At 46.2% G+C, this 22,971-nt stretch carries 17 protein-coding genes and 1 other annotated feature; all 17 genes read right to left on the reverse strand.

Features of this window, described 5'->3' with window-relative positions; all coding sequences use genetic code 11:
* Positions 1-157 precede the first annotated feature (157 nt).
* The gene (gene murC, locus MKY19_RS24190) at positions 158-1,537 is read right to left on the reverse strand and encodes a UDP-N-acetylmuramate--L-alanine ligase (protein ID WP_042191191.1); all 1,380 of its coding nucleotides are present in this window, start codon (positions 1,535-1,537) and stop codon (positions 158-160) included.
* A 6-nt stretch (positions 1,538-1,543) separates the two neighbouring features.
* On the reverse strand, positions 1,544-2,920 hold the full coding sequence (locus MKY19_RS24195) for a folylpolyglutamate synthase/dihydrofolate synthase family protein (RefSeq protein WP_042191194.1): 1,377 nt from the start codon (positions 2,918-2,920) through the stop codon (positions 1,544-1,546).
* 5 nt (positions 2,921-2,925) lie between these two features.
* Positions 2,926-5,562: a valine--tRNA ligase gene (locus tag MKY19_RS24200; protein ID WP_339804487.1), complete on the reverse strand. Its 2,637-nt coding sequence runs from the start codon at positions 5,560-5,562 to the stop codon at positions 2,926-2,928.
* A gap of 155 nt (positions 5,563-5,717) precedes the next feature.
* Positions 5,718-6,001 (reverse strand) — a binding site (T-box leader).
* Between the two features lie 341 nt (positions 6,002-6,342).
* Positions 6,343-7,713 carry a LysM peptidoglycan-binding domain-containing protein gene (locus tag MKY19_RS24205; protein WP_339798204.1) on the reverse strand — a complete coding sequence of 457 codons (1,371 nt, stop codon included), beginning with the start codon at positions 7,711-7,713 and terminating at the stop codon, positions 6,343-6,345.
* 361 nt (positions 7,714-8,074) lie between these two features.
* Complete coding sequence (locus tag MKY19_RS24210; protein WP_339798207.1) at positions 8,075-9,010, reverse strand: RluA family pseudouridine synthase; 936 nt, start codon at positions 9,008-9,010, stop codon at positions 8,075-8,077.
* Positions 9,007-10,308, reverse strand: coding sequence for a glutamate-1-semialdehyde 2,1-aminomutase (hemL, locus tag MKY19_RS24215; RefSeq protein WP_339798210.1), 1,302 nt, complete (start codon positions 10,306-10,308; stop codon positions 9,007-9,009). The genes MKY19_RS24210 and hemL overlap by 4 nt, the downstream gene beginning before the upstream one ends.
* Before the next feature lie 42 nt (positions 10,309-10,350).
* Positions 10,351-11,349 (reverse strand): porphobilinogen synthase, encoded by a 999-nt coding sequence (gene hemB / locus MKY19_RS24220; protein ID WP_042191201.1) that lies wholly within the window; start codon positions 11,347-11,349, stop codon positions 10,351-10,353.
* Positions 11,350-11,571: 222 nt separating this feature from the next.
* Positions 11,572-13,119 carry a uroporphyrinogen-III C-methyltransferase gene (gene cobA, locus MKY19_RS24225; protein ID WP_339798212.1) on the reverse strand — a complete coding sequence of 516 codons (1,548 nt, stop codon included), beginning with the start codon at positions 13,117-13,119 and terminating at the stop codon, positions 11,572-11,574.
* A gap of 5 nt (positions 13,120-13,124) precedes the next feature.
* Positions 13,125-14,078: a hydroxymethylbilane synthase gene (hemC, locus tag MKY19_RS24230; protein ID WP_339798214.1), complete on the reverse strand. Its 954-nt coding sequence runs from the start codon at positions 14,076-14,078 to the stop codon at positions 13,125-13,127.
* A gap of 451 nt (positions 14,079-14,529) precedes the next feature.
* Positions 14,530-15,177, reverse strand: coding sequence for an NAD(P)-dependent oxidoreductase (locus tag MKY19_RS24235; protein ID WP_339798217.1), 648 nt, complete (start codon positions 15,175-15,177; stop codon positions 14,530-14,532).
* 5 nt (positions 15,178-15,182) lie between these two features.
* On the reverse strand, positions 15,183-16,010 hold the full coding sequence (ccsA, locus tag MKY19_RS24240; protein WP_076300727.1) for a cytochrome c biogenesis protein CcsA: 828 nt from the start codon (positions 16,008-16,010) through the stop codon (positions 15,183-15,185).
* A 5-nt stretch (positions 16,011-16,015) separates the two neighbouring features.
* Positions 16,016-17,413, reverse strand: a complete 1,398-nt coding sequence (gene hemA / locus MKY19_RS24245; protein WP_339798220.1) for a glutamyl-tRNA reductase — start codon at positions 17,411-17,413, stop codon at positions 16,016-16,018.
* A 240-nt stretch (positions 17,414-17,653) separates the two neighbouring features.
* Positions 17,654-17,845 (reverse strand): hypothetical protein, encoded by a 192-nt coding sequence (locus MKY19_RS24250; protein ID WP_339798222.1) that lies wholly within the window; start codon positions 17,843-17,845, stop codon positions 17,654-17,656.
* A gap of 83 nt (positions 17,846-17,928) precedes the next feature.
* Positions 17,929-18,498, reverse strand: coding sequence for a YdcF family protein (locus MKY19_RS24255; protein WP_339798225.1), 570 nt, complete (start codon positions 18,496-18,498; stop codon positions 17,929-17,931).
* A 78-nt stretch (positions 18,499-18,576) separates the two neighbouring features.
* Complete coding sequence (rfbB, locus tag MKY19_RS24260; RefSeq protein ID WP_339798228.1) at positions 18,577-19,572, reverse strand: dTDP-glucose 4,6-dehydratase; 996 nt, start codon at positions 19,570-19,572, stop codon at positions 18,577-18,579.
* 60 nt (positions 19,573-19,632) lie between these two features.
* On the reverse strand, positions 19,633-19,770 hold the full coding sequence (locus MKY19_RS24265) for a hypothetical protein (protein WP_339798230.1): 138 nt from the start codon (positions 19,768-19,770) through the stop codon (positions 19,633-19,635).
* Between the two features lie 1,992 nt (positions 19,771-21,762).
* Positions 21,763-22,929, reverse strand: coding sequence for a nucleotide sugar dehydrogenase (locus MKY19_RS24270; RefSeq protein WP_339798233.1), 1,167 nt, complete (start codon positions 22,927-22,929; stop codon positions 21,763-21,765).
* Between the last annotated feature and the right edge of the window lie 42 nt (positions 22,930-22,971).

Raw genomic sequence — 22,971 nt, forward strand, 5'->3', positions numbered from 1 at the left:
CTTTATAACTATATCAGTAAATACGTTAACAATACCAAAAAAACACTTCCCTCTAAACTCCCTTCAGATAAACACAAGGATTATCTGAACGAAATTTTTGGGAAGTGCTATTGAATAGAGAATATAAATATCCTCGAATTAGCCTCAATTTGTAAACTTAATGCTTCTTCTTCAACCCGTCTGCCAGTGCGTATCCGACCTTCCAGATATCGCCTGCGCCCATCGTAATCACCAGATCACCTGGAGCAATACGAGGTGTCAGATCAGCTAGCACATCTTCTTTGGTTGGCAGATGTCTCGCGCCCGCATTACTGTTCTTAACGATTAGCTCAACCAGCTTCGCAGAAGTAACACCTTCGATCTGTTTCTCTCCAGCCGGAGAGTAAATATCGGTGATGATGACTTCGTCGGCTTCGCTAAAGGCACGGCTGAAAGCATCTAACAGGAAGAAAGTACGCGTATAGCGCTGAGGCTGGAATACCGCAATAATCCGTTTTCCTGTTGCCTTGGCAGCACTGATCGTTGCCTGAATCTCTGTAGGATGATGCGCATAATCATCAATGACCAGAATGTCATTGACTTCTCCGAGCACTTGAAAACGGCGCTTCGCACCATGGAATTTCACAATCGCTTCAGCGATTTTCTCGAAAGAAATCCCTGATTTCAAACAAGCGATTACCGCTGCCATTGAATTATAAAGATTGTACTGTCCGGGAACAGAGAGTTCAATCCGTCCAAGCACTTCTCCATTATGATTCATCGTGTACGATACCTGACGATCGCCTAGAACGATATCAGTGGCAATATAATCTGCAGTGTTCGACTTGATGCCATAAGTAATCACCTTACCTGTTACTTCAGGTAAAAGAGAGATCACATTCTCGTCATCAGCGCATACTATAGCAGTTCCATCTTCGCGCGTTTGGTTCATGAACTGCACGTATGCAGCTTTAAGACGGTTAAAGTCTCCGTCGTAATTTTCCAAGTGATCCGCTTCAACATTCGTAACGATCCCAAGCCAAGGGTGATAGTGCAGGAAAGAGCCATCACTCTCATCCGCTTCCGCTACTACAAACTCACCTTGTCCCGCCTTTGCATTCGTACCTACATTCATAATCTCTCCACCGATAATATACGTTGGATCAACGTCGCACTCTTCCATCACAAGTGCAATCATGGAGGAGGTGGTAGTTTTCCCGTGTGCTCCAGCAACGGCTACCCCTTTACGTTCATTCAATAAACGGGCTAACATTTGCGAACGATGCAGAATTGGAATCTTAAGACGCTCAGCTTCCACCCATTCCACATTATCACTAGACAAAGCCGTAGAGTATACGACTAGATCCGCACCTTTTACTTGTTCTGCTGTATGCCCGATATAAATCTTGGCACCTTTAGCAATCAATTTATCCGTTAATTCTTGGGCAGCCACATCGGAGCCCGTAACTGTATATCCCATTTCTAGCATTACCCGGGCAATCGCGCTCATTCCGTAGCCGCCGATCCCTATAAAATGCACACGTTCAGTAGTATCCAACAGTCGTCACCAGCCTTTTTCAGTATCGGGTTGCTGCAAAAGTGTACCGCGTACGTCAGAGATTAAATACAGCGTACCAGATACGACGGCAAGGTCATCCTCCGCTGTAATCGACTTCAGTAGCTGCAGCGCTTTTCCCCAATTATGTTCTACTATGATTGCCAAGTTTTCCTTGGCATATTTCTCCCGCAGACTTTCTGCGATAACTTGCAGATTCTCCGCGTCCATTTTGTTCTGGAAATCCGGTTCGGTCAGGATGAGCGTATCCACTATAGGCAGTATATGCTTAAAGTAGGATTCATGATGCTTATTTGACAGCATTCCCATAAGTAAATTTAATTTACCGTATTGATAGAGCTGAGGCAGACTTTTTGCAAGACTCTCCGCACCTTCCGGATTATGTGCTCCGTCTAGTACAATCCTTGGAGACTTGCTTACCTCTTCCAGCCTTCCAGCCCAGAATGCGTGGCGCAAACCTTCAAGCACATCTTCATCCTCAAGCATAAAGGCCATATACTGACGCAGAACCTCAAGTACCATCATGGCAGCTGCCGCATTGCTAATCTGGTGCTCGCCTTTCATTACGATCCCAAGTTCAAGCGAACGAAAGGGACCCTTAAAATGAAAAGTCTGCACATCCTCACGGATTTCATTAGCCTCATAGCTAAAATCTTCTCCGGCAAGATAAAGAGTAGAGCGGCAAGCCGCTGCTTTCTCTTTCAGAACCGCTACGACTTCCGGTTGAGTTACGCAGCTAACAACAGGTACGCCCGTCTTAATAATTCCGGCTTTCTCCATTGCAATCTTCTCTAGCGTATCTCCCAAAATATCCATGTGATCATGACCAACATTAGTAATCACAGAAACAATCGGAGTCACGATGTTCGTTACATCCAGCCTTCCCCCAAGCCCGGTCTCCCATACGACAACATCAGGACAAGAGACGCCCGCAAAAAATAGAATGGCTACAGCTGTAGTTACCTCGAACATCGTAGGTGAGCCAAACTCCGTTTCCGAAATTTCTTGGACTAGTGGACGTAATTGGTTAACCAGCTCGACAAGCGTTTCTTCAGAGATGTCCGTATTATTATATTGGAACCTGTTCGTGAACTTTGTAATATACGGAGATGTAAAGGTGCCTACTGAATAGCCGCTTTGTATAAGTGCACTAGTCAAAAAAGCACAAGTTGAACCTTTGCCGTTCGTACCCGCCACATGAATAAACTTCAGCCGACGGTGCGGATTTCCCAGCTTGTCCATCAACATCTCGATTCTATCTAAACCTGGCCGTATCCCAAAAGGGATTAGGCTCTTGATCCAATCAACCGCTTCGGTGTATGTCGCAAGAGGGGCGGTACTTCCGCCCCGATTTAGGTCATCCATGTCTCTTATCCTCTCAGCTCTGCGATGCGGGCAAGTACTTTCTCACGTTTAGCAGAATAATCTGCCTGCTTCGCCCGTTCCTCTTCGATAACTTTAGCAGGAGCTTTGGCCACGAAGCCTTGATTGCTCAGCTTTTTCTCTACGCGTTCTACTTCGCTGTTCAGCGTCTGCACTTCTTTTTCCAGACGAGCGATTTCTTGTTCAATATCAATGAGTCCCGACAATGGCAGAAGCAGTTCTGCTCCTGTTACTACAGCGGACATTACCTTATCCGGCGTTTCTGGATTCAGGCCAGCTTCGAAGGAAGACGTATTACAGAAGCGTCCAATGTAGTTGTCGTTACGGGTGATAATACTCAGCGTCTCTTCATTACCCGCTTTGATGATCAATTCAACCTTTTTGCTCATCGGTACATTCACTTCAGCCCGGATATTACGAACGGCCCGGATTACATCCATCAGCAGGTTCATTTCCGCTACGGCTTGCGGATTCTCCAGAGCAGCATCATACTCCGGCCATGCAGCCAGCGTAATCGTCTCCCCTTCATGCGGAAGGTGCTGCCAGATTTCTTCCGAAATAAACGGCATAAACGGATGAATCAAGCGCATTGTGCGGTCTAGTACATAGGCAAGTACAGACTGTGTCTTCGCTTTGGCCGCGGCGTCTGATCCGTAAAGTGACAGCTTCGCGAACTCAATATACCAGTCACATAGATCGTCCCAAATGAAGTTGTACAGCTGGCGACCGGTCTCACCGAACTCGTACGAGTCAATTAGACGCGTAATCTCACGAGAAGTTTCGTTCAGACGGTGCAAAATCCAGCGATCAGCAGTACTTAGCTCACCCGAAATGTCAATATTTTCAAAGCTTACGCCTTCCAAATTCATCAACGCGAAGCGTGATGCATTCCAAATCTTATTGGCGAAATTACGCGCCTGCTCAACCTTTTCCCAACGGAAGCGTAGATCTTGTCCAGCTGTACTTCCGGTAGAAATCATGTAACGCATTGCATCTGCGCCATACTTCTCGATTACTTCAAGGGGGTCTACGCCATTCCCGAGTGATTTGGACATTTTTTGACCTTCGGAATCCCGTACCAAACCATGCATCAATACATCTGAGAAAGGTTTTTCTCCGGTAAATTCAAGAGCTGAGAAGATCATCCGCGCTACCCAGAAATAAATAATATCGTAGCCTGTTACAAGCACATCGTTCGGATAGTAGCGTTTGAAATCTGCACTGTTCTCATCTGGCCATCCTAGTGTGGCAAAAGGCCACAGATTAGAGCTAAACCAGGTATCCAGTACATCTTCGTCCTGTTTCAAGTCGGTTAGACCACTGATCCGGCGCGCTTCTTCCTCGTCATTTGCCACAACCAATTCACCAGTAGACTCGGAATACCATGCTGGAATACGATGTCCCCACCACAGCTGACGGGAAATACACCAATCACGTACGTTCTCGATCCAGTTCAGGTAAGTTCTCTCGAAACGGTCCGGTACAAAGTTAACCCCGTTCCCATCCTTCTGTGCATTGATGGCAGCTTCAGCGAGTGGCTGCATCTTTACAAACCATTGTGTGGACAAGTACGGCTCAACAACCGCTCCAGAGCGTTCACTGTGTCCTACTTGATGCACATGATCTTCGATATTGATCAGCACACCTTGCTCCTTCAGGTCAGCAGTGATAGCCTTACGACATACACTCCGGTCTTGACCTTGGTAAGGTCCTGCTTCTTCATTCATCGTACCGCTCTCATCCATTACGTTAATCTGCGGTAAGTTGTGACGTTGACCCATCTCGAAGTCATTCGGGTCATGAGCTGGTGTAATCTTAACTGCACCACTACCAAACTCTTTGTCTACATAATCATCAGCGATAATCGGAATCTCACGGCCGATAATCGGCAGGATCAACGTTTTGCCGATCAGATCTTTATAACGATCGTCTTCCGGATGAACAGCAACCGCTGTATCACCCAGCATGGTCTCCGGACGTGTGGTCGCTACGGTAATAAATCCGCTACCGTCTTTGAGCGGGTAACGCAGATGATACAAGTGACCATTAACTTCTTTATATTCAACCTCGATATCCGACAATGCTGTACGAGCCGCAGGGTCCCAGTTGATAATGCGTTTGCCGCGGTAGATCAAGCCTTTATTATAGAGCTTAACGAATACCTCGCGTACAGCTTTCGACAACCCTTCATCCAGGGTAAAACGTTCGCGGGAATAGTCAAGGGAAAGCCCCATCTTAGCCCACTGCTCATGAATGGTGTTCGCATATTTATCTTTCCACTCCCACACCTGCTCCAGGAAATTCTCGCGTCCGAGATCATGTCTAGAAATTCCCTGCTCACGCAGCTTTTGCTCTACCTTTGTCTGCGTTGCGATACCGGCATGGTCCGTACCTGGTAGCCACAACGTGTCGAAGCCCTGCATCCGTTTTGTACGAATCAGGATATCCTGAAGCGTAAAATCAAGCGCATGACCAATGTGCAGCATTCCCGTTACGTTTGGCGGCGGGATTACAATGCTGTATGCTTTTGCATCTGGACGCCCGCCTGCACGGAAATATCCACCCTCTGTCCAGTAGGAATACCACTTGGTTTCTGCCGATTTTGGATCATACGTGGTTGGCATTTCATTCTTAGAATCATTTGCAGCGGCAGCATCTGCCGCTGTATCTTGCAAGTTCGGCAACTCTGCCGCTGTTAGATTGTTTTGGTCAGCCATTCTCTGATACCTCCACTTGGTTACTTGTAGTTGGTTTCTAAAAAACAAAAAGACCCCTCGTCTCAAAGGACGAAAGGCCATTCTTTCGCGGTACCACCTTTGTTTCGCGCCAATGAAAAATAAACCTGCACTTCTTTCACCTTACGGTTCAGAAGCTTAGCGCGACACTCGTACAGATAACGGCTGCTACCGGCCACATCCTAACTTATCTTTCATATCCATGAAGACAAGCTCAGAAGGGCGACTCCGGGGCGACTTCGGTGGCTGTATCCTACGGAATGTCACAGCACTTGCATTCCGCTCTCTGAAGGGCTGACCGCCTACTCTTCCCGTTCCCAGTCTTTACTTAGATATTGCTTACTCCATAATACATTTTGAGTCATCCCTAGTCAACCTGAATAGGCTTCTACAGCGGGACTTTAAGCGGAATTTCGACTTAAAGCGTGCATATGTCGAATTTTCATTCGATTCATCACTCTGCGTTGGTTAGATACCCCAGATTCTAACGTTCTCCGGTCACACAAGAATAAACGCCTTCGACATCCTTTTACGGACGGTAAGCGTTTATTCGAGAATTATAAGGATAATGTATAACGTGAAACTTATATATTCTTATATTTGACAAAAATCCCGATCTACTATCAGATCGGGATTCACCTATTCATATGAGTACGCATTGTAATTCAATTACGGAATGTACAACACTTGCCCTTCTTCTACACTCTGCCCAGACAATCGATTATACATTCCCAGCTCCCGCGCACTTAGCTGATACTTCTCTGCGATTGTATCCAGCGTTTCTTCACGCTGCACGATGCAAAGGCGAACCTTACGGAATAGGTTAGCGCCATCTGCTCCAGCAATGAATCTGCTCTTCCACTCCGTATTATTTCCGGCCTCTGGAATGATCGCTGCAGCCGATGCATTTCCTTCAGATAGGAGAGCCTCTTGTTCTTTACGAGAACGACTAGAGCTGAGTAATGAAGAGAAGGTGAGATGTTCTTTGGCTGGAGCCTCTGCTTCTTTCTTGCTTCCTAGCGCAATCTTAAGATCTTGTTTCTCCTCGGTATGTGGCACAGTCTCCTGAGAAACTAAGCCTTCGTTCGTATTATCACTGATCGGCTGCGCATTCTCTTCTTGTGCGTGAAGCTCATGGTTTGCCACGTTTTCTGAAGCAAATACTGCGATATCTTGGTCTGCATCAGCATTAGCTGCTGGAACAGCGGTTTCTCTTGAAGCAAAAGTGTATTCAGCTTCTTGCTCTTGATCCGCTTGACTCGCCTGGCTAACTTGATCCAGCTGGGTGGCCTCAGCGTCATTCTGTGACTCAGCTTTAAACCAGTAATCCGCTATTCCTGCTTTGGAATCCTCTGTTTGCGAATCCAGACTATGCGTCCGAGCTTTCGCGCCCTTGTCCTTCTCATGAGCGGATGAGAAATTCACTATAGGGGACGAATGACCAGCTCCACTCGAGACCAATGAGGGCTCTGATGCACCTGCATTCGCTTCAGCATGCTCATGTTCTTCCACGGCAACCTCCGATGCATCCTCACCAAAGGTCCACTGTGAATTTTCATAAAGTGCATCAGTTTCGTGTTCTTGGTTCTCTACAGATGCTTCGATTACCCTGTCATCACTGAGAGGGGAATAGGCAACTGTGTACTCTTCCTGCTGCCAGGCCGGTTGCGGTTGAGGCTCCGCACCACCGATTCCCCGCAGTGATAATACGCCTGTTATATTCACTGTGCGCATCGTGAGCAGATCAATATCAAAATTCTCGATCTCCACCCCGATATCTTCAATCGAGCTGACGCGTGTAAGCGGCACTGTGATTTCAACGGGAATGGCATGCTCCAGACGTTGTGTTCGGTCATCTTCACTCCGGTAGAGTCCGGTAAGCAACAGCTGACCATATAACTCGGCACGATCCTCCCGCTGAATCACCTGGATTTCCGGAAGTAGTTCAACCTCCTCCAGCTCAGCTATTCCCGGAAGCTCTTCCGATAGGTGAATGCGTTCATAAATATCAAACCGCAAGCCGTGGGACTGATCAAACACGGGATATGTCCTCCTTCTTGGCATAATCTAACCCTGAGACAGGCCCAGAGCATAAGCCCAAAATGTTACTCCCCACATGTATATGCTTCAAACAGAAAGGCATGACAACTTTGGTAGCACTAACCGGACAGGATGCTATTAATTTCATAAATTCAGGGACTATTCGAACCTATCTGCCGGCCAATAGATGAACTACTCCGCATGAACAAAGTATTATATGCTGCTTTTGCTATTAGGACATAGATAGATGCTTCTTTCTGAAAAAACAGAAAATTATATACCCTACGAAAAAATAGATAAAAAAAGAACCGTAATACCAGCATTTGCTGATACCACGATTCTCAGGTTTATAACGTAGCCGTCAAGGCGCTTCAGACAGCAGCTCCCGCAGCTGAAGCATATCCTCCGGCCACGGATCGCTTACTTCCAGTTGTTCACCGCTCCAAGGGTGGCGGAAAGACAGCATCTCGCCATGGAGCGCATGTCGGTCGGCAGCGCTGGAAGCCCAGACCGGGCCGCCATATAGCGCATCCCCATACAAGGGATGACCCATATGGCTGAGATGGACGCGAATCTGATGCGTCCGTCCGGTCTCCAGCTGCACATGCACCAGGCTCCCGCCATGCAGTGCTTCGCGTCCGATGATTCGAGTCACGGCGGACTGTCCGCCGGGTGAGACTCTTCTCCGCGCCGCATGATGACGATCGCGCCCAATCGGCGCGTCGATCACTTTAAGCGTAGGCGGCACTGTGCCTTCGACGATCGCGGCGTAGAGCCGCGAGATGCTTTTTTCACGCATATTCTCGTCTAGGACAAGCTGAGCGAATTCATTCTTCGCGTACATCACCGGACCTGTTGTATCCTTGTCCAGTCGGTGAATATGCCTTACAGCTGCACTAACACCGGTAGCGACATAATGCGCAGCTACAAGGTGATCCAGCGTTACACCTAAGCCACTGCCATCCGGATGAACCGCCATGCCTGCCGGCTTGTGGGCAACCAAGCAAAAATCATCCTCATACAACACTTCAAGCTCTTCCCATACCGGTTCAATGCCGGCTTCACGATCCGGAAAAAGTGCCAGTCGCAGTCGATCTCCCTTCCACTGAATGCCCCCCTCGCGGCGCAGACGCAGATGAAGCTTCTCAGGCATACCTACAGTTTCCAGCAGCCACTTATCAATTGCAGCTTCAGAATCCTCGGCTCCTGTAATGATTTTGCCGGGTGTTACTTCCAGCCACTCCCCACGTCTAGTCCAAGCTCCACCACCGGTTCGTTCTCCGGCTCCAATACTCAAAGGGCCTTCAGGGCATTATAGTGGCCCTCAATGGTATCATCAATATCCTGCTCACTATGCGCAGCCGACACGAACATGCCTTCAAACTGTGAAGGTGGCACGCTAATGCCTTGGCTCAGCATATGACCAAAATAACGACAGAATAGATCCGTGTTGCTAGTCTTGGCCGTTTCAAAATTAGTTACTGGTCCTTCCGTGAAGAACGGACAGACCATCGAGCCCACACGGTTAATTGTCAGCGGAACACCGGTCTCGATTGCATTCTTTTTCAAGCCTGCTTCCAGACGCGCCCCTAATTGCTCCAGACGATCATATACTTCCGGTGTCAGCAGCTTCAGTGTAGTGAGTCCTGCCGCCATCGCTAATGGATTACCGCTAAGTGTGCCAGCCTGATAGATCGGTCCCGTAGGAGCGATTTGCTCCATAATCTCTCTTTTGCCGCCATAAGCGCCGACTGGAAGTCCTCCACCGATAACTTTGCCGAAGCAGGTAATATCCGGAGTAATGTTGAACAAGCCTTGAGCACAGCCACGATTGACACGGAAGCCTGTCATTACCTCATCAAAGATAAGCAAAGATCCATTGTCTGAAGTTAACTTACGAAGTCCTTCTAGAAATCCCGGAAGTGGTGGTACAACACCCATGTTGCCGGCAATCGGCTCTACGATCACTGCGGCAATCTCACTGCCAAAACGTTCGAAAGCAATCTGAGTGGACTCTAAATCATTGTATGGAACTGTAATCGTATTTACTGCCACACCTTCGGGAACACCTGGGCTGTCTGGCAAACCTAATGTGGCTACACCGGAACCCGCTTTAATAAGCAGACTATCCGCGTGACCATGGTAGGAGCCTTCGAATTTCAAAATTTTACTGCGTCCTGTATAACCACGTGCCAAACGAATCGCACTCATCGTCGCTTCCGTTCCGGAGTTAACCATACGTACGATATCTACAGAGGCTACACGTTCGACAACCGTTTTTGCCATTTCAGTTTCAAGTAAAGTTGGTGCACCAAAGCTTGTCCCTTTTACCGCCGTCTCCTGCAATGCCTTTACAACCTCAGGATGCGCATGACCCATAATCAGCGGTCCCCATGAACATACATAGTCGATAAAGCTGTTGCCGTCGATATCATAAATACGCGATCCGATCCCATGATCCACATAAATCGGAGTCAGACCTACGGATTTGAACGCCCGTACAGGGCTATTCACCCCACCGGGAATATATTGTTTTGCTTCATCAAAAGCCTTGCGGGACGCTTCCTCTTTACGCGCCATTGGCTCATTGCTCATCTATCTTCACTCCTATTCTGTTCTTGGTCACACAGGTATAGATTAACCACGCAGCCAGCGCGCAGCATCTTTTGCAAAATAAGTAATAATAATGTCCGCGCCGGCGCGTTTCATGCCAGTCAGCATTTCCAGCACAACGGCTTGCTCGTCAATCCAGCCTTGCAGCGCTGCTGCTTTTACCATGGAATATTCGCCACTCACATTGTAAGCCACAAGAGGCAAATCAAACTGGTCGCGGATCGTACGAATCACATCCAAGTAAGCCAGAGCCGGCTTCACCATTAACATATCTGCACCTTCCAGCACATCGGATTCTGCTTCACGAAGCGCTTCGCGCAGATTGGCAGGGTCCATTTGATAGGTTTTGCGATTTCCGAACTGTGGCGCTGAATCCGCAGCTTCGCGGAAAGGGCCATAAAATGCCGAAGCATATTTGACCGAATACGACATAATCGGCACATGTTCAAAGCCATTCTCATCTAGTCCCGCACGAATCGCATGTACGAATCCATCCATCATATTCGAAGGGGCAATTATATCTGCTCCAGCTTTAGCTTGGGATACCGCCGTACGGGTCAACAGCTCTAGCGAAGCATCGTTGATGACATCACCGTGTACCACACCATTTACCGTATGCGTATGCACCATCCCGCAATGTCCGTGATCCGTAAATTCACAAAGGCAGGTATCTGCAACGACCAACAGCTCAGGGTACCACTGCTTGATCAAGCGAGTAGCCTCTTGCACAATTCCATCCTCTGCGAAACCGGAAGAACCGATTGCATCCTTCGTTTCAGGAATCCCGAATAACAGTACAGCCGGAATGCCTAGTGCGGCAATCTCGTCCACTTCAGCTTTTAAAGTATCCAGCGAAAAATGGTACACGCCCGGCATCGAGCTAATCTCATTCTTCACACCTGTTCCATAAGTCACAAATATAGGCTGTACAAAATCCAGTACATTCAGTACTGTCTCCCGCACCATACCGCGAATTCCAGCAGAACCGCGTAGACGACGGTGACGTGTAATTGGAAAGCTCATTTGTTCATCCTCCTGAAAATAAAATATATAGACACAACGGACATTTATAGTTTGCCCGTCTAACTGCCAGTTAGTTAACAATCTGATTTCATTGCAGAATGTGCAATAGAAAAAACTTAGAATTAAAATTGATTCTAAATTTAAGAGATTCTATTGTACAAACTACAACCAGTCTAAGGTTACTTATATTAATATGGCTATTGCTCACCTATCTCTATGAAACTACTTGAGCCTAGTCTCCGCATTCCAGCGACAGAGTTCCTGCACCAGACTATTAATAGTTGCTTCTTCAGGTAGCAGTCCCGGGGTAAGCCCCGCTTCCACGGCAGTCTGCTCGGTTAATGGCCCGATGCAGGCTATTTTCACGTTAGCTAGCAATGGGAGTGGATCTTCGATCCCCATTCTTTTCAGAATGTGGATGAAATTGCGCACCGTCGAAGAACTAGTAAAAGTCACCGCGTGAACGCGCCCCTCCTCCAGCAGCTTCAGCAGCTCGTCGTCATCCTCACCCGTCACAACCGTCTCATAGGTATCGACGTCTGTGACTTGAAGGCCAAGCTGTCTCAGCTTGTCCGGCAGCCAGTCGCGCCCCAGATCGCCGCGCGGCAACAGCACGTTCTGCCCCGGCAGCAGCTGGGGACCGAACTTCTCAATCAGGCCTTCCGCCTGAAACTTCGCCGGAAGCTCCTCAGCAATCACCCCGCGCTGCGCCAGCGCGGCTGCTGTACCCGGCCCCACCGCTGCAATCCTTGCGCGGTGAAGCCCCCGAATGTCCGCCCCCTGCTCCGCTAAGTGGCGCCAAAAAAACTCCACGCCGTTCGGGCTGGTGAAGAATACCCAGTCGTACGATTCCAGCGCGCCAAACGCCGCTGCAATCTTCTCCTTCTTCTCTGCGCCTTCCGGCATGATCGTCTCGATCACCGGGAACTCGTAGGGTTCCCCGCCGAGTTCCTCAATCATATCCACCAGCTCGCTCGCTTGGCTGCGAGCCCGTGTCACCACGATGCGTTTGCCGAACAACGGCATCGCCTCGGCCCACTTCAGCTGCTCACGCTGCAGCACCACGTCGCCAACAACGATGACGGCCGGCGGCTGAAAATCCGCCGCCTTCACCTTCGCCTCAATATCGGCGAGGGTTCCCGTCAGCGTCTCCTGATCTGCGCGGGTACCCCAGCGCACCAGCGCCACTGGTGTTTCTGGCGGACGCCCATGCTTGATCAGCTGGGCGCTGATATATCCTATTTTAGCTACGCCCATCAGGAACACTAACGTCCCCGTGGCATTCGTTACTTTATCCCAATGAATGGAATGATCCAGTTTATCTGGACTCTCATGTCCGGTGATAATCGACAGGGAAGAAGCATGATCGCGGTGCGTGACAGGTATACCCGCATAAGCAGGTACGCTGATCGCCGACGTGATACCCGGTACGATTTCGTAATAGATCCCATTTTTGCGCAGCAGCTCCGCTTCTTCACCTACGCGGCCAAAAATCGTAGGGTCCCCACCCTTCAGCCGCACCACTGTTTTCCCCTGTAAAGCCAGATCAACTAACAATTGATTAATCTCTTCCTGCTTCATCGTGTGGCGATCCGGCAGCTTGCCAACATAAATCTTCTCGCCGCCGGGCTTCATGCATTTCAGCAATCTAGGACTTGCCAGCCGATCGTACACCAGCACGTCGCTTTTTCGAATACACTCGAGGCCTTTTACAGTAATCAGCTTTGCGTCCCCGGGACCTGCACCTACCAAATAAACCTTCCCCGTCAATCCCCTCATCCCCTAACGTCTGACAGTATCTTCTCCGCTCCTCTTGCGATCAGCTTCTTAGCGACTTCTTCGCCGAGCTGTACCGGATCCACTCCAGTGCAAGTTTCTTTCAAAATCGTTGAACCGTCAGGTGTTCCCACCATCCCGGTTAAGGAGATTATTTTGTGCTCCGCAGTAGTGGCTTCCGCGGCTGCGTCAAGCACCGCATAAGCGCCAATTGGCACTTGGCAGCCGCCGTTCAGCGCGCCAAGGAAAGTGCGCTCCGCCGCCACCGTCAACGCTGTATTGGCGTCGTTGTATAACGCCAGCAGCTTCCGCAGGTCGGCGTCATCTGCGCGGCACTCGATGCCGAGTGCGCCCTGCCCTACAGCGGGCAGGCAAACTTCCGGCGGCAGGTAGGCGCTCACGCGATCCTGCCAGCCCATGCGCGACAGCCCCGCGGCTGCAAGCAGGATCGCGTCGTATTCGCCGCTCTCCAGCTTGCCCAACCGCGAGTCAATGTTGCCGCGCACAGGCTCAATGACCAGATCAGGCCGCAGCGCAGCTAGCTGGCTGGAACGGCGTAGGCTGCTTGTGCCTACGCGTGCGCCCTGAGGCAACTCGTCCAGCGAGACGCCTCCGTTAGAGATCAGTGCATCGCGCGGATCGACGCGCTTCGGCACAGCACCGTTGATCAGCCCCTCCGGCAGCTCGGAGGGCATGTCCTTCATGCTGTGCACCGCCATGTCGATTTCCTTTTCCAGCATGGCCTGCTCGATTTCCTTCACGAACAACCCTTTGCCCCCTACCTTGGACAAGGTGACATCTAGGATGCGGTCCCCTTTGGTAACAATCTTTTTCACTTCAAAAGTGAATCCAAAACCATGCTCCTCGCTCAGTCGCTCCAGATCCGCAATCACATGCCCTGTCTGCGTCAACGCAAGCGCACTCTGTCTACTCCCCACAATAATCTTACGCATTGTCCATTCCTCCTGATTACGTCTGCCTCTTACTCTTCACCGTAGACCGTATATAGTAATCCAAACTAACCAAAAGCTACTACGCACTATTTAAAGGGCATTTTTGCCCTTTATTTAGCTCCTTCGTCGGTTATAGCTCAATTTAGGGGTATTTCTGCCCCTCATTTTGCTGATATGAGCGTTTTAGTGCAATTCAGGGGTATTTATACCCTTCATTTATCTCTTTTGACGACTATTACTCAATTAAGGGGTATTTTTGCCCCTCTTTTGACTAATATGAGCGTTTTAGAGCAATTCAAGGGTATTTATACCCTTCATTTATCTCTATCTGCGACTATTACTCAATTAAGAGGTATTTTTGCCGCTCTTTCGACCATTTCAGCCACTTTAGCCGTACTCATATCATTAATCTAACCTAGTTTTGTAATCTTCACAGTGTCCACACGCACTTTTACTCCGCCCGATGATCAGCAATCCAAGCATCCATATCCTCCGGGCTCCACGCAATAAAGCTACCGTTTCTCATTTCATTCAATACATCGAGCGTCCCAAGCTTCCGCAAAAGTCTGCTACGAACTTCAGCAGAAGATTCTTGTTCCTTAATCCGGGTTCGCATGGTATGTACAAAATCCAAATATGGCTCATACGCCGCATCCAGCGCCTCTTCAAGCACACTTTTAATCTTCGCAGCCGCAAGCGGACCAGCACCCGAAGTAGATACAGCTACCGTCAAACGGCCCCTACGTACAACTCCGGGCGTAATAAAATCCCCCGCTTCCGCATGGCTAGCCACATTCACATGAATGCCAAGTCGCCTAGACTCCTGCGCAACCTCTTCATTAACCGTTCTATCGTTAGTGGCTGCATATACGAGAAAGGCCCCACGGAGATCTCCGGGAGCATAAGGGCGGTCATGCCAGGTCATGAGACCCTTTTTCACTAGAGAGGCAAGCGTATCTGTCAAAGAGGGACTAATCATCTTAACCACCGCTCCAGCTTCCAGCAGCCCACTCACCTTCCGTTCAGCCACGGCACCACCGCCAATAACCACAACCTGTTGCTTTTCACAATCCAGCATTATGGGCAAATACCGAGTCATACTCTTCACTCCCCGCTCCAACCGTGAAAACCAGATAATGAATTCAACAAAAAATTCAAGATAATAAAAGCATATCCTAAAATCGCCCAGCGAGCCATACTTACTCCACTTTTCCGCCCGGATTTCTTAAAGATAATATAAAATATGTAAATTCCAAGGCCAATAAGTGTCGTTAGTACTTTTAAATCCTTCAATAATAGTGTCCGTCCCTCAGAAACAATAGATAAGCTAGCCACCACCAGAGAGATTGCCAGCAAAGGAGTCCCCACCAGAATAGCGGTATAAGAATATTTATCTGTAGTCTCTAAGTTCGGTAAACGACGAATTCGGTCACTCCATTGCTTGCTTTTGAGTCTGGTGTGCAGGAATAAGTACAATATTGCAAATACCGTCCCAAGTGTCAGTGCAGCAAAACTCAAATTGGCCAAAATCACATGCATTGTCAACCAGCCATACACCGAGCTCCAAGTCTCAAGCGTATGTCCCCCCGCCGTCAGCCACACCCGATTTAGGAGAAAAACACAGAATCCAGCCACACTAAGCAGCAGAATCGTAAACTCGCCTCCACGTGTAAAAGCCACCGCAAGCGAAGTCAGCACAATACTAAATGCAAACCAGAACAAGAAATCATAAGGTGTGAAAATGGGCAGTCCCTTCTCCTGAGAGAAACGAATCCCCAGTCCTGCAGCTTGCAAAAGACCCACAACAACAAGAAGCCCCGTGCCTAACCGCTTCCCACTCGGGTTGCGATAAAGGCAATCCGAGAAAACAAACAGCAGGCTCAGGGCATATAGCAGCAGAGCGGCATCATATATTCCGTTCAGCAGTTGCATATCACTCACCTACCCAACAGGCCTGCCGGAGCAAGCACCGTCTTAGGCACAGAAAAATCGCCGCTACCGGCAGTACGTTCTGTGGAACTAGACTGCTTAACCGGGGCGGAATCTCCGCCATCTGAATTAGATTCGAGCTGTTCCTGTAGCGCAAAGATTTTGGAGAAATAATCAAGAGCTTCATTCCCCTGCTTGCCACCGGACATCTCTTTAATAACATTGATTGGATCATGCATCATTTGGTTCACAATGCTTTTGGTCAAACGACGGATCACCTTGCGCTGATGCTCGTCCAGCTCAGGCAGCTTATTGAACAGACTCTCCATCGTTTCCTCATGAATCGCATTCGACTTATCTTGAAGCGCCCGGATTACCGGTCTCACGCCAAGCGTCTTAAGCCACAGCTGGAACTCATCCATTTCCTCACCGATCATCACTTCAATCTTCGCTGCTTCACTCCGGCGCATTTCCAGGTTACTCTCCACAATGCCCTCCAGATCGTCAATATCATACAAAAAAACATCTGGCACATTAGCCGCCGCAGGATCGATATCACGGGGTACAGCTATATCAATCATAAAAAGCGGCCGTGAAGGACGACGCTTCATAGCATTCACTACCTGATCTGCCGAAAGTACATAGCCGTCAGCTCCCGTTGAGCTGATCACGATATCTACCTCATTAAGAGTTTTTAGCGCATCTTCAATCGTGCTCGGCTTACCCGAGAACTTCTCTGCCAGTTCAATCGCACGCGACAGCGTACGGTTAGCGACAATTACCTCAGCCGCACCACTACTATATAGATGCTTTACAGTGAGCTCGCTCATTTTGCCGGCGCCGAGAATCAGCACTCTTTTACCAGTGAACATGCCAAAAATCCGCTTGCCCAGCTCCACTGCCGCATAACTGACAGATACTGCGCTTTCGCCGATTGACGTTTCACTATGTGCTCTTTTGCCGAGTGTCACCGCTTGTTTAAATAGCCGATTGAACCAAGTTCCAGTTACACCCTCAGCCTGAGCCGTGAGAAAAGAACTTCGCACCTGTCCCAGGATCTGCGTCTCGCCAATCACCATGGAATCCAGGCCGCAGGTCACGCGGAACAAATGCGCAATCGCCTGCTCGTCTTCATATATATACATATGCTGTGCAAATTGCTCATTTTTCACTCCAAACCACTGCTCCATAAAGCCGCGGAGGAAATAGCCTCCCATATGAAGGCGGTCCATGACCACATAAATTTCCGTACGGTTGCAGGTGGCTACTACGACCCCTTCCAGCACACCCTTCGTCTTCATCAGTTGATGAAGCGCTGCCGGAAGATCACTCTCCGCAAAAGCAAACTGTTCCCTAACCTCCACGGGAGCCGTACGATAATTCAGGCCAACGACGACGATGTGCATCGATAGTTCACCATCCTAGTCTCTATTCATTACTGTGTACAGTTATATTAAAGAATATTTTTACATAATATTCACTTTCACAACATCTCAAAACACTGTGTTAAGTATATCACACGAAAATACGACTTTTTACAGATTTTTTGAACGCTTTATGAAATCCAGATAATAATTATTATAAATAAAAAACCGTAGTGTGGCTACGGTTAGGATGGGTTATTTTGTGATTAATTATTAACTAACTCAAAATTTCTCGGGTTTTTCAACTTTTATCGAAGCTACTTCTCCGCACCTTTTACAAAATGTGTAGATAAGTGGTGAGCCAAAAGAAAAGGATTTTCCAATAGGCATAAGGTTAGCATCTGCGCTGCTTACTTCGCCTTTGGTGAATGTAGTGCTACCACATGATTTACAAACTAAGTTCGATTCACTCAAAACGATCACCTCGGATAAAGTATACGGTATTCCATACGTTACGATGATTATCTAAATGAAAGACTCCATTCCTTTAGAGGAAGCTAACGGAACCAGTTCTTAATTTGATCAAGAGTGCTTTTTGCCTCCGGTCCATTGTAACCGAAGGTGTTGCCGATCATTTTTACATACTCGTTGAACGTAGTTTCCCGACTCTTTCGGTCACTCCACCAGCGCTTAGCGTTATATCCTGAGGCAGATCCTACATACGTAAGCTCAATATCTGATTTTTTGTACACACGTTCAAAAAGAAGCTTTATCCGCCGCATGTGAAATTCCGAAGACACGACAATCGCAGATTGAAAATCGTGTTCCTTCATTATAGGGAGAGTGAACTCAGCATTCTGATAGGTGCTTTCGGCCGCGTTCTCGGTATAGATCGCGTCCTGTGGTATACCGAGATTAAGGGCGGTTTGGAGCATGTCACCTGATGAACTCGCTGACTCTTTAGAGTTGGAAAGAATTATATAAGGAGCGTAACCAGCTTTATATAACTCGGCTGCCTTTTCTACTCGACCTTGGCCACCGCTGAGTACGATAATGGCATCTGCTTGTTTTGAAGGTTGAGTTAGGGGCAGAAAACGACCAGCAGTGAAGAAAACAGTGATCAACAATAGTAAGCATATGAAAAGAACAAATTTCCTAATAGTTAAATGACTTTTTCTTTTCTTAACAGATAAGTTACTCATAAATCACTTATGCGATTCGTTACTAAGGATTTGTTGCCACCATTCAGTATTATCAATATACCACTGGATTGTCTGAGCAATTCCTGTCTCAAAAGTATAAGTTGGCTTCCAACCTAAATTCTCAAGTTTCGTTGGATCAATGGCATAGCGTTTATCATGTCCTAATCTATCAGGTACGAATTGAAACAAATCATCAGATTTTCCTAAGGTGCTGATAATTGTCTTAACTACTTCAAGATTAGTTCTCTCATTATGACCACCTACATTGTAAACTTCACCACTTACTCCTTGGTGTACAACGAGGTCAATAGCTGCGCAGTGATCCCAGACATGGAGCCAGTCGCGAATGTTTTTTCCATCACCGTAGACAGGAACCTTCTCGTCATTCAATACTCTTGAGATTGTTAGTGGAATCAATTTCTCAGGGAAATGATACGGCCCGTAATTATTCGAGCAGCGTGTTATGTTCATTGGTAAACCATAGGTCTCATAATATGCACGCACTAGCAAATCAGATGCTGTTTTACTAGCACTATAAGGACTGTTAGGCTGTAAAGGTGTTCCCTCTGTGAAAAATACAGTAGGGTCAAAATCGAGTTCACCATACACTTCATCCGTAGAGACATGTACGAATTTAGTAATCCCAAACTTTTTAGCAGCATCCAGTAGCACCTGTGTCCCCATAACATTCGTGCGAACGAAAATCGCAGGATCAGTAATGGAGCGATCCACATGGCTCTCCGCAGCGAAATGGACAATGTAATCGAATCTTTCCTGCTCAAAAAGAGACAGTATTGCCTCTCGCTCAGCAATATCAGCTTGAACAAACCGATAATTCGATTTGGATTCAATATCCTTATGCTTCGTTAGATCACCCGCATAAGTTAGTAAATCCAAATTCACAATATCATAATACGGATACTTATCTACCATATACTGTACAAAGTTGCCTCCAATAAATCCGGCACCACCTGTAACCAGCATCTTTTGCTTAATCAATGAATGCACCCCGATCTATTGGCTTTAATATTAGTTATTATATCCTAGATTCCCGCCAACTCATAACGAGGATGGCGGGTCCACTCCCAAGCTGAAGTAGATGTTCTTCTGTTTCTCTAGAAGCTCACCCACTCGCAGTTTCTCTCCTGGGGCTTCAAAGCATTCAGTAACATCAAGCCTGTCTAGAGCCCCTTGCATTGTGTACAACTTAAATAGTCAGGTATCTTGTATTTGTTTTTTTATGTTTGAAAGATAGATGAGTGCGACAAATTCTACAAACAGCTTACCATCGAGATTTTGTTCGGAAGAAACTAAAGTACGACGCATATTAAGCCGTTCCTTTAGATTTCCAAACGCTTTCTCCACCACATCATTGTTCCGGAACAACTCAAGCGCAGTGACGGCATCCATCGTTTCATTCGTTATTAAAGCGAAATAACCTTAATAACGTTTAGCTTTGAAAACGGCGTCCTCTCTGACTGTAACGCGAGTTCCACGTTTGGGTGTGGACAGTTCCTCAAAGTCAAAGTATTACTTGTATAGTGACTCATGCTCTGGAACTCGACGACCTGACTCCAGTTCATTAAGAAGCTTTCGATCAAAAGCTTTTCCCTCCTCAACGGCTTTATTAATGTTGTAATATAATAAATGTACAGGTCACTAGACTCGATCAGTGTATCTCCTTTGTAATGAAGGTGTTCGGTGTAGTTCCATTGCGTCTGTACCGTATTGCAGTTTTCTCAATGTAGGAAACGAAGGTACTAAAACGATCATACATGCCCTCCAATTCATAGCAGCGAAAAATAGCGACATCTTGGCAGGAATAAGAAATTTCAAATGAGTTTTAAACAAGGCGTTGATGTTGCTCTCAATATAAAATCTGTGATCCGTGACTAGCTTTACTTTAGAAAATCCAGGTGTGGCGAAGTCGGACAGCAAGTTGACAGACGTTTCGACATCTGGAATGTTTCCCATCAGCTTGCGGTATAAAAAGTAGGATTGGAATATTCACCCAATATACACAATAGATTCAGTTGCGCTAACGGGTCACCTTCTTCAATTCGACCGTATTGCACCTTACGCAGCCCTTCATAGTAATTGAAATTTTCTGTAATTTCGTGAGCATAATACTCTCTGTCCGTAAGCTGTCTTCCTTGTTAGCAGAAGAATTGATCTTAACCTATTCTGTAATAGAGGTAAAATTCCACTACGATGTTAGAAAAATATGTTCTTGCCTTATGGATGCTTATGTAGAAAACTCCATTTCTCGAAGCGATAAAGCGATTTGAGATCATTAAGAATGATGTAATAAACAATAGATGAAATTTGCTAAACTATATCTGGAAATATTTAGTTCAATTTTAGGTGATACCAAGCTTTTCAGCAATGGCATCGAATAGATAAGTGTCCCCATAAAACTACCTTACTTTTCGAGCAGAGGATACAGGTCAACGCTTTTCGACAGGAGGAGTAGAATTCTTTTTTATCCTCTGCCGTCTGTAGAAATGATTTCCCCCGGCATTAGGATCCACCCAAAACATAACGAGGATTGTAGATGGTGAAAAAAGACACAGCTTAGTGTTCTAGTTTTTTCCGTTTGTTTAATTTTCTCATTATGTTCAGTCGAGAATCCAGTTAAATGTTCCATTACCACCATGTTCTTTATCTTTCATTGCAAATAATACGACCTCGTATTCTGCATCAACAAATTAATAATGTTGGGGTGAAATGAGGAGAAGTCCAAATAAGCATTTCATCTGTTAGATACAATGAAGTTATTGGTTCTTTTAAGAATAGGTAACCACTAGTTCACATGTGAGTATCGTGCTCACGGAACTCACAGTCTGTCACTTTCGCGGGCATTTCACACATAAGACTCAACTCTTACATTTCAAATAAAATAAGAACTATGGGTCATCTTTCTGATGATAATGAAATTTGATTAGTATTTGTAATCTAATATATAAATGTATGTATGTTCTCACATTTCAGATATCCATAACATATACTCACTAGCAAGACTTAAACTCCAATTCAACTTTAAAATTCCAGTACTCAGAATTTCTCTCCGCAACTAAATATTACCCACACCTACACATCTTCCTCCATTATTATTACATAACCGGTAATATCAACAGTGTTTCATAAGACAGACATTATACCTCACTGTAAAACAAGAAAACAGATTATTTAATCTCTACTAAATAGATCTCTTGTATACACCTTCTCTAAGACATCCTCTAATTCATCATACAGCCTATTTGCTACAATTACATCAGATATTCTCTTGAATTCAGCAATATTATTAATTAGTTTTGTTTGAAAGAATTCATCCTTATTAATTGTTGGTTCATATATCACTACCTCAATTCCCTGTGCTTGAATCCTTTTCATTACTCCTTGAATGGCAGATTGACGAAAATTATCCGAATCCAGTTTCATCGTAAGCCTGTAAATCCCCACAATTTTAGGTTTTTTTCTAAGTATCATATTTGCGATATGATCTTTTCTTGTTCTGTTTGCATCAACGATGGCAGACATGATATTCTGTGGCACGTCAGTGTAATTAGCTAGTAACTGCTTTGTATCTTTAGGTAGGCAGTATCCGCCGTAACCAAATGAAGGATTGTTATAAAAATCACCGATACGAGGGTCAAGTCCAACACCTTCGATAATTTGCTTTGAATCTAATCCACGAACTTCTGCATAAGAATCTAATTCGTTGAAATATGCTACACGCAAAGCTAAATAAGTGTTTGAGAAGAGTTTTATTGCTTCAGCTTCAGTCGAATCAGTAAATAAAACTGAAATTTCTTTTTTAATGGCTCCTTCAATTAAAAGATTCGCAATTACTTGAGCTCTATTTGATATTTCTCCTATCACAATTCTAGAAGGATACAGATTATCGTAAAGAGCCCTACCTTCTCTCAAAAACTCTGGTGAGAAGATAATATTTAATGACTTATATTCTTTTTTCAATCTTTCTGTAAATCCAACTGGTACTGTAGACTTAATAAGCATTACAGCCTTTGGATTTATAGTAATTACATTTGAAATTATTTCCTCCACTGTATTAGTATTAAAATAATTTTTTTCAGGATCATAATCTGTTGGTGTAGCAATTACAACAACTTCTGCATTTTCAAATGCTAACCTAAGATCGGTTGTAGCTTGTAAGTTTAGCTCTACTTTTGATAAATAATTTTCGATCTCATAATCGATTACAGGAGACTTCTTATTATTAAGCAATTCTACTTTTTCCTGCATAATGTCGAGTACTATGACCTCATTATGTTGAGCTAGCAATATTGCGTTAGATAGACCTACATAACCTGCTCCAACAACTGTTATTTTCATTTTCAATAAACTCCTTATTAAATATAATTAATTGTCCCTCGT

Source organism: Paenibacillus sp. FSL R5-0744, assembly GCF_037972555.1.
GTDB lineage: Bacteria > Bacillota > Bacilli > Paenibacillales > Paenibacillaceae > Paenibacillus_AQ.

Bases quoted from the DNA above. Each gene is read 5' to 3' on its own strand.
- hemB (WP_042191201.1), bottom strand. From the start codon at position 11,349: ATGAGCTTTCCAATTACACGTCACCGTCGTCTACGCGGTTCTGCTGGA.
- MKY19_RS24265 (WP_339798230.1), bottom strand. From the start codon at position 19,770: ATGCAAGGGGCTCTAGACAGGCTTGATGTTACTGAATGCTTTGAAGCC.
- hemA (WP_339798220.1), bottom strand. From the start codon at position 17,413: ATGCACATCGTCGTCGTTGGCCTGAATTATCGTACGGCTCCCGTGGAG.
- MKY19_RS24235 (WP_339798217.1), bottom strand. From the start codon at position 15,177: ATGACTCGGTATTTGCCCATAATGCTGGATTGTGAAAAGCAACAGGTT.
- ccsA (WP_076300727.1), bottom strand. From the start codon at position 16,010: ATGCAACTGCTGAACGGAATATATGATGCCGCTCTGCTGCTATATGCC.
- MKY19_RS24270 (WP_339798233.1), bottom strand. From the start codon at position 22,929: ATGAAAATAACAGTTGTTGGAGCAGGTTATGTAGGTCTATCTAACGCA.
- MKY19_RS24200 (WP_339804487.1), bottom strand. From the start codon at position 5,562: ATGCCAACCACGTATGATCCAAAATCGGCAGAAACCAAGTGGTATTCC.
- hemL (WP_339798210.1), bottom strand. From the start codon at position 10,308: ATGAGCAATGAGCCAATGGCGCGTAAAGAGGAAGCGTCCCGCAAGGCT.
- MKY19_RS24195 (WP_042191194.1), bottom strand. From the start codon at position 2,920: ATGGATGACCTAAATCGGGGCGGAAGTACCGCCCCTCTTGCGACATAC.
- hemC (WP_339798214.1), bottom strand. From the start codon at position 14,078: ATGCGTAAGATTATTGTGGGGAGTAGACAGAGTGCGCTTGCGTTGACG.